The sequence below is a fragment of the Pseudomonas sp. KH_050 genome (assembly GCF_057838875.1).
Map to the genome: position 1 here is coordinate 4,662,186 of NZ_CM174478.1, position 12,399 is coordinate 4,674,584.

Consider the following 12,399-nt stretch of genomic DNA (forward strand, 5'->3'; position numbering starts at 1 on the left):
CCTTAAACCGGCATCTGCATGATGTCTTGGTACGCCTGAACCAGCTTGTTACGCACCTGGGTCAACGCCTGGAAAGAGACGCTGGCCTTCTGCGAGGAAATCATTACGTCGGTGAGGTCGACGCCGCTTTTGCCGATCTCGAAAGCGCTGGCCAACTGGCTCGAGGCCTGTTGAGTATCGTTGACCTTGTTGACGGCCTGCCCGAGCATGTCGGAGAAACTGCTGCCGGGCACTTGCGGCACTGCGACAGTCGACTTCGCTTGAGCCATGGCGTCCATTTGCATGGACCGCATGTCCAACATCAACCGATTAAATTCAATACCTTGGCTCATGGTCTGCTCTCTTTGACGACCCGCAATTTTTTGACGCTCAGGCGACGGGTAATGAGCTGTTAGCAACAAGGGTGCCAGCTCCCGGCCTGCCTCGAACAAAAGCCAATAGCGGCCGTTGCTGACAGACGAATCAGGTGGCGAACAAATAAGCCTCGACGTCCATGCCGGCGTCGCGCATTTGCGCCAGCTTGTAGCGCAAGGTCCGCGGGCTGATGCCCAGGCGCTCGGCCGCCTCTTTGCGACGTCCGCGCTCGGCGCGCAGGGTATCGATGATCATCTGGAACTCGCGCCGACGCAGATCGTCACCCAGCGCCCCCACCGACTCGCCCGACTCGCCCGACTCCCTGGCGACTGGCGTGGCGCGCACCTGCGGCTGGCCAGGCACGACCAACGACGGCAAAGGCGCGCAGGCCACGGGACCCTTCAGGCAGAAATCCTCAGGCTCAATCATGCCACCCTGTTGCAGGATCAGCGCCCGCTGGATCGCGTTATCCAGTTCACGCACGTTTCCCGGCCACGGATAGCCGATCAGGCAGGCCCGGGCCTCGACCGACAGGCGCGCCGCGGCGTGTTTCATTTTATGAACGTGCCTGGCCAGCAGCCGCTCGGCCAGCGGCAGGATGTCGGCGGTACGCTCGCGCAACGGACGCCAGGCCAGCGGAAACACCGAGAGCCGGTAGTAAAGGTCTTCACGGAAGCGCCCCGCCGCCACTTCCCCAGCCAGGTCACGGTTGGTGGTCGCCACCACGCGGATATCCAGGGGGATGGGTTTACGCCCGCCGACGCGCTCCACCTCACGCTCCTGCAACACCCGCAACAACTTGGCTTGCAGGCCCAGGGGCATTTCGGAAATTTCGTCGAGCAAAAGGGTGCCGCCATCGGCCTGCTCGAACTTGCCGGCCTGGGCGGCAATGGCGCCAGTGAACGAGCCCTTCTCGTGGCCGAACAAGGTAGCTTCAAGCATGTTGTCGGGAATCGCCGCACAGTTGATCGCGATAAACGGCTGACTGGCGCGATGGGAATGCTGGTGGATATACCGCGCCAGCACTTCCTTGCCGGTGCCGGATTCGCCGGAGATCAACACCGTGGAATCACTTCGAGCGACCCGCACTGCCAGCTCGAGCAGTTGCGCGCTGGCGGGTTCGAAGGCCACCGGACCTTCGTCCCGGGCAGCGCCGAGACAACCCAGGGCGTGCCGCGCCACCAGGTCGATCAAGGCCTTGGGTTCGAATGGCTTGACCAGATAATCGGCCGCGCCCTGGCGCATGGCGTCCACCGCCCGCTCGACCGCTCCGTGGGCGGTCATCAGCAGCACCGGCAGTTGCGGCTGACGCGCGCGCAGCAAGCCGAGCAACTGATGCCCGTCCATGCCCGGCATATTCACATCACTGACCACCAGATTGAACGCTTGCGCGGCTACCGCCTCCAGCGCCTCCTCGGCCGAGCCGACGGCGGTGTATTGATGCCCGGCCAGCAGCAAGGTGTCGGCCAGCGCTTCGCGCAGGGCACGATCGTCTTCGACCAGTAAAACGTTGACCGCCATGACCTTCACTCCCTTCCCCGGGCGTGTTCGTGTTCGTGTCCAGCCGAAAACAGCGGCAAAACCACTAATGCACAGGTGCCGCGACCGAGCCGCGAGCGCAACAGCAATTCTCCCTGATGGGCGCGTGCCACCGCCTTGACCACGGTCAGCCCGAGGCCGGTTCCGGTGGTTTTAGTGGTAAAAAACGGCTCGCCCAATTTCGCCAGCAGCGCCGCGTCGATGCCACTGCCGCTGTCGCTGACGCACAGGCGCAAGGTGTTTTCACGGGCATACAGATGCACCTTCAAACGGACCGCGCCGACGCTGGCCTGGATCGCGTTTTCAATCAGATTGAGCACGGCACCGACCAGCGTGTCGCGATTGCACAGCAACTCGCCGGCATGCGCGTCGCACTGCCAGCGCAGCGGCAGGCCCTGCACATGCGTCTGCGCCGCGGCTTGCAGCGACTGCATCAAGGTTTTAGGGGTAACCCGATCGGTCAGCGGCAATTCGCCTCGGGCAAATACCAGCATGTCGCGCACCTGATGCTCCAGCTCGTGCAAACGCTCTTTCAGGCGTCCGGCAAAGCGTTGCTGGGTGGCAACCGGCAGTTGCTGGTCAGTCAAATGGCTGGCGTAGATCAACGCCGCCGACAACGGCGTGCGGATCTGGTGCGCCAGAGAAGCGACCATTCGCCCCAGGGACGACAAGCGTTCATGACGGGCGAGTTGGTCTTGCAGGTGACGGGTTTCAGTCAGGTCGTTGAGCAGCACCAACTGTCCAGGTTCCGCATCCAGCGACCGGGTGGCAATCGACAAGCGTCGACCATCTTTCAGGGAAACTTCATGTCCGTCGTCTTCACGGGGTGCGAAGCAGCGCCCGATGACCTGACGCCAGAGCTCACCCACCAACGGCAGGCCAAGCAGTTCGCAGGCGGCCGGATTGGCTTCGCGGACCCTGCCTTGGCCATCGATGACGATGACACCGCCAGGTAACAGATCGAGGAGGTTTTGCAGTCGGTTGGCCAGCCGTTCTTTCTCGGCCAGCTCTTGCATGCGCTGGGCACTGACCACCTCCAGCTCACCCTTGAGCTCGGTGACGCGTGCTTCGAGCATGCTGTAGGAGTCGGTCAGCTGGCTCGACATCTGGCTGAACAGGGCAAACGCTTGCTCAAGCCCCTGCCGACTTACCTGCTCTACAGACGACGATTGCCCCAAGGCTTGAGGGGCAGGAGACAGCTGGGCGGCTTGAGGCATCGGGCTTACTCGCTTGGCTGAGCGTCAGTTAAACGCAACGTTGCGAGAGCTATAGCAATACCCGTGCCTGAAAAAAACTGTCAATCATCCGCCTGTTCATCACCGTCACGCCGGCTCATGCCGTATTTGCGCATCTTCTCCACCAGGGTAGTGCGACGAATACGCAGGCGCTCGGCAGCCCGAGCGACGATGCCATTGGCGTCATCCAGTGCCTGCTGGATCAAGCCCTGCTCCAGACCTCCGAGGTAGTCCTTCAAGTCCAGGCCTTCCGGCGGCAGCATCGCGCCAGCGGCGAAGTCCGGGGTGTGGCCGTTGATGGCCACCCGCTCTTCCAGGTCGCTGCGCAGACTGTCGACCAGTTGCTCGTCTTCATCGTCCACATAGCGGAACTTCTTCGGCAGCTCGACCACGCCGATCACCCCGTACGGATGCATGATCGCCATGCGTTCCACCAGGTTGGCCAGCTCGCGGACGTTGCCCGGCCAGCCGTGACGGCACAGCGACATGATCGCTGCCGAGTTGAAGCGGATCGAACCGCGCTTCTCGTGCTCCATGCGCGAGATCAGCTCGTTCATCAGCAACGGAATGTCTTCGACACGCTCGCGCAGCGGGGCCATTTCGATCGGGAAGACGTTCAGGCGGTAGTACAGGTCTTCACGGAAAGAACCGACCTCGATCATGCTTTCGAGGTTCTTGTGAGTCGCGGCAATGATCCGCACATCGACGCTCTGGGTCTTGTTGCTGCCGACCCGTTCGAAGGTGCGCTCCTGCAGTACGCGCAACAGTTTGACCTGCATCGGCAACGGCATGTCGCCGATCTCGTCGAGGAACAGGGTACCGCCGTTAGCCAGCTCGAAACGCCCGGCACGGCTGGTGATCGCCCCGGTGAATGCACCCTTCTCATGGCCGAACAGTTCGCTTTCCAGCAACTCGGCCGGAATGGCGCCGCAATTGACCGGCACAAATGGCCCGTCACGCCGCTTGGAGTGGTAGTGCAGGTTGCGCGCGACCACTTCCTTGCCGGTGCCGGACTCGCCGAGAATCAGCACGCTGGCGTCGGTATCGGCCACTTGCTGCATCATCTGCCGCACATGCTGGATCGCCCGGCTGGTGCCGACCAGGCTGCGAAACAGATTGGGCTCACGATGCCGACCGCGCTCGCGCGCCTGATCGTACATCTCGCGGTAGACCTGGGCGCGATGCAGGGAATCGAGCAACTTGCTGTAGCTGGGCGGCATTTCCAGGGTCGAAAGCACCCGTCGGCGCTGGTCTTCAGGCAGGTCAACGGCAGAAATATCGCCCATTAACAAAACCGGAAGGAACTCATCCCAGGATGCGAGTGTCTTAAGCAAGCCTAAAACAGCGCCAGGAGCATTTACGGTCCCGATAAGGACACAGATCACTTCACGACTGGATGACAAAGAGCCGACAGCCTGCTGCCAATCATGGCTAGCGCAGGGTAAATTTTCTTCGCCAAGAAAATTTAAAATCACCGCAAGGTCGCGGCGACGGACGCTATCGTCATCAATCAGCAGAATCTTGGTTTCACGCCACATGCAATAGCAACTTCCCTAGTCAACTCAATGCCCGAAAAATACGGGGCAGCTAGACGTCTGCAGGCATTTTCCTACACGATAGACGTCTGAAATCTTGAAACAGCACTAGTTAAGTCAAAAAAACGTGCACAGTCAAATTTATGGCGCACTATATTCGGATTAACTGAGCCAGATCAGCCGAACAGATGGTAAACCTTTGCCGCGCTCTTCGCTTGCTGGATCTGAGACATCTCGTAAACTATGCTCCGGCGTTCGCCCGTGGTCACTTCCAGCAGCTGCCGATAGACCACCAGCAGGCTTTCAAGATTGTCCCGCAGCGCCGCCTCATCGATCGGCGCCTCGCTGAGCACATCATCAACACACGCCCGACAAGTCACATCCAGCTCGCCGATCGCCTCCCAGTTGCGTTCAGCCAATGCGTCGATCAAGGCTTCACGCGTTTCTTCAATCCGCTGCAGTGCATGGCTCATGACGTCATCCTCAGGCGCGCGGGCCTATTGTGTGGCAATCGCATCCCAGCCGCTTTTGACAGTGATCAGCAGACGGGCTACTTCGTCGATGATTTCCGGATCATTTTTTACGTTGGCTACCACCAACCGCGAACTCATGTACTCGTACAGACTGTCCAGTTGCTGCACCGCGGCCGGATCTTCGCTTTTCTCGGCATCGAGCCCTTCACGCAGACCGGAGATGATTTCAATCGCCTTACCGAGCATCAGACCTTTCTGCGCGATGTCGCCGCGACTCATGGCGCCCTTGGCCTGGGCCATGCGGTCGAGCCCGCCTTCCATCAGCATCTGCACCAGACGATGGGGGCTGGCCTCAGAAACCTGAGCGTGGGAATTGACCTTCTGGTATTGGCGAAGGGCTCTCATGGGATTCATGTTTCTACCTCGTGACAGGCAACAACTAAAAGGATTTGCTCTGACCATTGTGTCGACTGTGTCGCAAAAAACTTTAACGCTTGCCGAGCTTTTGATGAAAAAACCCAGGTCGCCTCACTGGGCTGACCCGAGCTTTATCTGCCCTCGGCCACGTCAGTCAGACTTGGGATTATTCAGCGAGTTGAGGGTAGTCATGATGCTGTCGCCGGTAGCCCTGAGTTTGGCCACCAGGGAGTCCATCGCGGTGTACTTGGCCGTCAGCGATGCCTGCAGACTTTCGATCCGGCGATCGAGATCTTTCTGCTGGGTGGTCAGGTCCGTCAACTTGTTGTTCAGGTCGGTGGTACGCGAGGCCAAAAGCCCGGTACTGCCGACATAGCCGGCGGTGGCCTTGGTCATGCGCGAGATCAAACCGCTGTCACCGGTAAATACCTTGGCAATGTCCGCCGCTCCCGTGGCGACCGCCTTGTCCCACTTCTTGTCATCAAGAGTCAGCAAACCGGATTTCTGGTCAGTGCTGATCCCCATCTGCGACAGCCCACTGATGGCTTTCGAACCACTGCTGTTGAGCAACTCACCCCGCAGACTGGATACCAGTTGACGCATCGAGGCATCGCCAGTCAATGCACCGCTGGTGGTGGTGGCGGCGTCGCCGGTAGCGTTAACTTTGGTTTGAACGTTGATAGCAGTCATCAGCGTGTTATAGGCGCTGACGAAGGATTGCACCGAAGTTTTCAGGGTGTCGGTGCTGCCGCCCACCGTGACCGTCGACTCGCCCTCTTTCACAAACTCAATAGTCACACCACTGATGGCGGAGTTCACCTTGTTACTGGTGGACTCCATCGAGATCCCGTCGATGGTGTACTTGGCGTTCTGCGGGGATGCCACGGTGACATAGCCGCTCGCCAGCTCGGAGTTGCCACTCATGGTGATTTCGGTACCGGCACCGGTGTTGGGTGAACTCAGCACCAGACGTGAACCATTGGAGTCGGTCAATACGTTGGCACTGATACCCTTGGACTGCAGTTGGGTATTGATCGCGTCCCGCACTTGTTGCATGGTCGCCCCGGCAGCGACCGAGATATCGTAATCTGTTCCCGACTGGGAGATAGTCAAGGTCTGGGCATCGGCGCCGGCATTCACTACCGCCGAGTTTCCACCAGAAAACACCTTGCTACTGATTTTCGAAGAAGTCGCCAATTGTTCCACGTCTAACGCGTACTTGCCGCTGGAGGCCGTGTCATCGATGGTGACCTTGGAAAGTTTTTCATCGGAAGTAGAACCGCTCAAACCGTTGAAACTCGAAGCGTTATTTAACTTGGCGATAGCAGCACGGTAAGCGTCCAACGCACCCTTGACCGTACCGAGGGCCGAAAGCTGGATGGTGGTATCTTTTTGCTGAGCGGTAATCTGATTCTGCTTGGGCGCCTTTTCAGCGTTGACCAACGCCTTGACGATCGCTTGCGTATCAATACCCGAACCTGGGCCGCTTATCGTTGAACTGGCCATTTCTTCTCTCCTTATTCGGTGGCAGCTGCTTTCTTGACGAACAAGACCTCAAGCGCAGACAGCAACACATTTCATGCCACCTCAGGCATTGGTATCAAATAACAGGCTGCTGGCATCGCTCAGATTTTGCGCCAGCTTCAGTGCAGTCTCCGACGGAATCTGCCGGATCACTTCACCGCTGTCGGTGGCAATCACCTTGACCACCACCCTGCCGGTGGAATCATCAATGGAAAAGTCCAGCTTGCGCTGAGTCGCCTGAACGAAATCGCGAATGTCGGTCACGGCTTTTTCCAGATCCGAGCGCTTGAGCTCCAGCTTCGGCCCTGGGGGCTCTTCAGTTTTTGGCTGAAGGGTATTGGTGGGAACACTGCCACTTTGAGCAGCAACAGCCGGGTAAGACTGGTTCAGCTTGACGCTTATGTCCATGTCCACTTCCTCACTAACTGAAAAAACGGAAGGGCACGTAAACGCGCGCTTCCGTTATTTACCCAGCGCCGATCTTACTGAAGCAGCTTCAGTACGGACGACGGCAGTTGGTTAGCCTGGGACAGGATCGCGGTAGATGCCTGTTGCAGGGTTTGTTGCTTGGTCAGCTCGGCAGTTTCCGAAGCGAAGTCGGCATCCTGTACGCGGCTACGGGCTGCGGTGGAGTTTTCCGAGATGCTTTGCAGGTTGGCCACGGTGCTGGTGAAACGGTTTTGTACCGCACCCAGCTGGGAACGCTGGCTGTCAACCTGCTGGATAGCGTCGTTCAGAGCCTGGATGGCGCGCTGAGAATCGTCCGAAGTCTGAATGCTCAGGTTCGAAACAGTGGTTTCTACCGTGATAGCGGTAGTACTGCCTGCAGTCAGGCCCAGGGTAGTCAGACCAGTGCCGGCGCTGCCGTCAGCAACAGTGATGCCTTTGTTGGAGAACAGAGACAAGGTGTTGTCCGAGTTTTTGCTGGCAATCACACCGGTGCTCGCGCTATTGATCGAGGATACGATCGAATCAGCGGTGTCACCCTTTTTGAACTTCACTTCAACGCCGTTCAGAGTCACCGAAGTATCAGCTGTCAACTTGGCTTGAGTAGTGCCCGCAGAAAGACCCACTTTGGCCAAAGCGCCCGGACCTGTAGTGGCATCGCTACCATTGGTCAGGTTGACAGCTTTGCCATCAGCTGAAGTCAATACAAGACGACCCGTGTCTTGGGAGGCAGTAACACCTGTAGCGCCAGTTTGAGCATTGATTGCCGTCTCAAGATCAGTAAGATCGTCACCGGCAACAAAATCAACATTAGTACCGTTGATATTGATTTGTGTATCAGCCACCAAACCACTAACTGCGGAAGCAGGAGCAACAGTAAAGCCTGCGCCTGTACCAGTGCTGGACACATCAAAAGCTTTATCGGAACTGAGCTTGATTGTGCCGGCGTCATCGACAGCAGTGACGCCAGTATCTTTAGTCAGAGCATTGATTGCGGCGACTGCAGTAGTGACCGTGGCAGTGTCATCCAACGTAACAGCCTTACCAGCAATATTCAGCGTTTCTGTGGTGCCAGCACCGGGCGCAGTAAAAGCACCAGTACCATCTAAAGTGAACGAGCTGAACACACCGCCAGTGACCTTGGCCGCCAGATCAGTCACCTTACCTGCCGAGGTCGCTTCACCGTAAGAACCTTTCAGGCCGGTAGCGCTGATATCGGTCATGCCGAACGAGATGGTCTGGTTGGCGTCGGAACCGATCTGGAAACCAACGTTCTGGAACGAACCGTCCAGCAGGTTACGACCACCGAAAGTGGTGGTTTGAGCGATACGGGTCAGCTCGCCGACTTTTGCGGTGAATTCTTGCTGCAGGGAAGTACGGTCGTCGTCGCTTTTATCACCGTTCGCTGCTTGCAGAGCCAGTTCACGCAGACGCTGCAGAATGTTGGTGGATTCCTGCATCGCGCCTTCAGCGGTCTGGGCGATGGAAACGCCGTTGTTGGCGTTGGCCACGGCAACGTTCAAGCCTTTGACCTGGCTGGTCAGACGGTTGGCGATCTGCATGCCGGCAGCGTCATCTTTGGCGCTGTTGATTTTCAGGCCGGAAGACAGACGGGTCATCGAGGTGCTCAGGGCATCGGAAGCCTTGTTCAGGTTTTTCTGAACGCCCAGGGAGGTGATGTTGGTATTTACAGATAAAGCCATGACGAATTCCTCGTTGGATGGGTGCTGCGGCTTCCGGCCCTGGCAACCGCCGGGTGTGGCCTAGAGAACCTTCGTAATAGTTATCGTCGTGAAAGCGAGTTGCTTGAGGGGTTTTTTGATTTTTTTTACTAGCACCGTGCCACCCTTTCGAATTCAAGGCGTTACAACCTTGAAAGATCGCAGCCTGTGGCAGTTCCTACGGGGGAGATGTGAACATCCGATCCAGCGAGTCACCCATAACAAAAAACGCCCAGGGTCTTTCGACCCTGGGCGTTTTTTGTTGCTCGGTCAAGGCATCAAGGGCGATAGATGATCGCCGAGCCCCAGGACAAGCCCACACCGAAACCACTGAGTGCTACACGCGACCAAGAGGAATCGATCACGTGTTTTTCCAGCAGCAGGGGAATACTCGACGAGACCGTGTTGCCAGTCTCGACCATGTCCTTGATGAACTTCTCAGGCTCGCCTTCGAAGCGCCGCGCCACGGCGTCGACGATCGCCGCGCTGCCCTGGTGGATGCAGAAAGCGTCGATGTCTTCGGGCTTGAGGTCCGACTCATTGAGTAATTCGTGCAGGTGGGCCGGGACTTTCAGCAGCGCGAAGTTGAACACCTGGCGGCCGTTCATGAAGAAAACCCCGTCGCTGACCTTCAGGTGCGGCGCGCCGGAGCCGTCAGTGCCGAACTTGGCCTTGCCCAGCTGCCAGGGAGCGTCTTCGCCCATCCAGGTCGCGGTGGCCGCGTCGCCGAACAACATGGTGGTGTTGCGATCTTCCGGGTCGACAATTTTCGAGTACGGGTCAGCAGTCACCAACAGGCCATTTTTCAGGCCGGTGGCTTCCATGAAGCCCTTGAGCGCATAGATGCCGTAAACGTAGCCGGAGCATCCCAGGGAGATATCGAAAGCCGCCACGCGGGTCGACAGGCCCAGCTTGTCCTGGACGATCGCCGAGGTATGGGGCAGGCCTTCTTCGTCACCGTTCTGGGTCACGACGATCAGCACGTCGATGGATTCGCGCTTGAGCTGCGGGTTGTTGGCAAACAGCGTGTTGACCGCTTCGACGCACAGGTCGGAGGTTTCCTGGGCAGCGTCCTTGCGCGGCAGGAATGCCGAGCCGATCTTGCCGAGGATGAATTCTTCGTCTTTATCGAACTTCGCGCCTTGGGCGTAGTTATCAAGACCGCTCGCTGGCACGTAACTGGCGATGCTTTTTATGCCAATCATTGTGGCTTCCCAATACTGAAAAACTGGAGATCACCGCTCGCACGATCGAGAGGCGCTGACAATAAAGAGGGGTCACTGCGCAAACGATGCGCTGCAAGTGGATGCCAACACCCTGAAAATCGACCTTGCACAGGCTTGGCACCCGCCCATCCTTTTCACACGATACAGTGAAGATGCGCTTTATGACTCATAGGTCACTTGATTTTGCCTGCTTTGTGTAAAACCGTCTAACACCCAGAAGCCGCCGACAGCCACTAACCCGTTCGACAAGCGACAAATCCACGCAAAAGTAAAGCAAACAGTAAGCCAAAACAAAACCGGCCCGACCTGGTTTCAGGGCGAGCCGGCGTTCGAACAAAGGGATCAGAGCTTGTTGAACAGGCTCAGTTGGGAGATTTTCACAAAGGCCAGTTGCGAGGCTTGCAACATTGCCTGCTGGAACGCCAGATCGATCGATGCGGTGCTCAGGTCAGTATCGGCAATCGCCGACTGAGTAACAGTATTGGCCAGGGTCAGGCTGACGTTCTCGGCCCCCTGGATATCCAGGGAGTTCAACCGTGCACCGATGGAACCTCGGACGTTGTCCACCTGATCACTGGCGTTGGACAGGTTGCTGATCGTCGCATCGACCACGTCCTTGAGCCTGGCTTGAGCAACAGGATCACCATCGGAGGGTGTTTCCAGGGCCTTGCGCAACTGGCTCAAGGTATCCAGTGCACTCTGGCTTTTGTGGCTATCAGCCCCTACCACAAACTGATCGCCCGTCGCAGGCACGCCGGTGATGTCGAACGTCACACCCGCTGCGGTGATCGAGCTACCGGTCATAGTGCCATTGGCAATCGACTTACTGTCGGCATTCAATGGCTGTGCGTAGACCTCATAGTCATTGGCACTGGTGAACTTGATGACCACGCCACTATTGGGGAAGGTGCTGGTGTACGCGGCCTTATCGGCGACGCTGGCACTGGTCACTTGGGCAGTGGACGGGTTGCTTGGCGTGCGCGAGGCATTAAAGCTGTCAGGTTTGGTTTCCAGGGTGAAGACGTGATCCTTGACCGCAGCGTCGGGGTCGGTATCGGTGTCCTTGAGGTTAAGGGCGATATCGAACTCCACACCTCGCAGGCTGATGGTCGACCCTCCTTCCTTCTTCGAATCGAAGACCCCGTTGCCCGGCACTTCAGAGGTAATGTCGTTACCCGCGGCATCGGTCAGCGTGTACTGGGTGCTGCTGAGGAAAGTCAGCTGGTAAGGTTCGCCGGCAGCGAAGCCCTTGGTATAGGCGCTGTTTGAGTTCATCAAGCCTGCCGAAACCGTGACCTTGCCATCATTGACCGATGGCGGCTGCAAGGTCGCCTGGGTCCGTCCGGAGTTGATCGCCCCCTCCAGAATGCTCTTGCCGGTATCGTTGCTGGCAATCGCCAAAGTGTCCGACACCTGCAGGCTCAACGGCGTCTCGTCACCTTGATAGGAGTAAGTGCCGTCGTTGTTACGTAAATAAGGCGGCGTCGAGGTTTTGGAGCCGGAGAACATGTACTGGCCAGAAGAGTCCTTGCTGTTGAGCAGACTCATGACCTGGTTCTCGAGCTCGCCAATCTCGACGGCAATCGATTTGCGGTCGGCATCACTGATCCCCCCACCACCCGCGCCGCCGGCCTTCAGGGCCAGTTCACGGGCACGCTGCAGCGCAGTATTGACGCCATCGAGCACACTTTCTTCGTTGGTCAGCGAGTTTTTCAGGCTGCTCATGTTGCCGCTGTACTGGGCCAGCATGGTCTTTTGCTGCTGCAACAGCAGCAGCCTGGCAGCGCCGACCGGATCATCTGCCGCAGACTGAATACGCACACCCGAAGTCACTTGCTCCTGAGTCTTGATGGTACTAGAGAAGTTATCCGCGTACTTGGCGGCGCTGAACTCAAAATACTGCGCGGTAGAAATTCGCATCGTCGACG

11 protein-coding genes are annotated in these 12,399 nt (G+C 58.0%); all 11 read right to left on the reverse strand.

Features of this window, described 5'->3' with window-relative positions:
• Positions 1-2: 2 nt before the first annotated feature.
• On the reverse strand, positions 3-332 hold the full coding sequence (gene fliE / locus AC3IUA_RS21200; protein WP_489356865.1) for a flagellar hook-basal body complex protein FliE: 330 nt from the start codon (positions 330-332) through the stop codon (positions 3-5).
• A 130-nt stretch (positions 333-462) separates the two neighbouring features.
• On the reverse strand, positions 463-1,875 hold the full coding sequence (locus tag AC3IUA_RS21205; RefSeq protein WP_489356866.1) for a sigma-54-dependent transcriptional regulator: 1,413 nt from the start codon (positions 1,873-1,875) through the stop codon (positions 463-465).
• A gap of 5 nt (positions 1,876-1,880) precedes the next feature.
• Positions 1,881-3,110 carry a sensor histidine kinase gene (locus AC3IUA_RS21210; RefSeq protein ID WP_489356867.1) on the reverse strand — a complete coding sequence of 410 codons (1,230 nt, stop codon included), beginning with the start codon at positions 3,108-3,110 and terminating at the stop codon, positions 1,881-1,883.
• A gap of 80 nt (positions 3,111-3,190) precedes the next feature.
• Positions 3,191-4,666, reverse strand: coding sequence for a sigma-54 dependent transcriptional regulator (locus AC3IUA_RS21215; RefSeq protein ID WP_489356868.1), 1,476 nt, complete (start codon positions 4,664-4,666; stop codon positions 3,191-3,193).
• Positions 4,667-4,839: 173 nt separating this feature from the next.
• On the reverse strand, positions 4,840-5,136 hold the full coding sequence (gene fliT, locus AC3IUA_RS21220) for a flagellar protein FliT (RefSeq protein WP_489356869.1): 297 nt from the start codon (positions 5,134-5,136) through the stop codon (positions 4,840-4,842).
• A gap of 24 nt (positions 5,137-5,160) precedes the next feature.
• Complete coding sequence (gene fliS, locus AC3IUA_RS21225; protein ID WP_489356870.1) at positions 5,161-5,550, reverse strand: flagellar export chaperone FliS; 390 nt, start codon at positions 5,548-5,550, stop codon at positions 5,161-5,163.
• Between the two features lie 153 nt (positions 5,551-5,703).
• Positions 5,704-7,059 carry a flagellar filament capping protein FliD gene (fliD, locus tag AC3IUA_RS21230; protein ID WP_489356871.1) on the reverse strand — a complete coding sequence of 452 codons (1,356 nt, stop codon included), beginning with the start codon at positions 7,057-7,059 and terminating at the stop codon, positions 5,704-5,706.
• Between the two features lie 81 nt (positions 7,060-7,140).
• Positions 7,141-7,485: a flagellar protein FlaG gene (locus AC3IUA_RS21235; protein WP_489356872.1), complete on the reverse strand. Its 345-nt coding sequence runs from the start codon at positions 7,483-7,485 to the stop codon at positions 7,141-7,143.
• Positions 7,486-7,559: 74 nt separating this feature from the next.
• Positions 7,560-9,227 carry a flagellin N-terminal helical domain-containing protein gene (locus AC3IUA_RS21240; RefSeq protein WP_489356873.1) on the reverse strand — a complete coding sequence of 556 codons (1,668 nt, stop codon included), beginning with the start codon at positions 9,225-9,227 and terminating at the stop codon, positions 7,560-7,562.
• Between the two features lie 296 nt (positions 9,228-9,523).
• Positions 9,524-10,450, reverse strand: a complete 927-nt coding sequence (locus AC3IUA_RS21245) for a ketoacyl-ACP synthase III (RefSeq protein ID WP_489356874.1) — start codon at positions 10,448-10,450, stop codon at positions 9,524-9,526.
• A 363-nt stretch (positions 10,451-10,813) separates the two neighbouring features.
• Complete coding sequence (locus AC3IUA_RS21250; RefSeq protein WP_489356875.1) at positions 10,814-12,391, reverse strand: flagellar hook-associated protein 3; 1,578 nt, start codon at positions 12,389-12,391, stop codon at positions 10,814-10,816.
• Between the last annotated feature and the right edge of the window lie 8 nt (positions 12,392-12,399).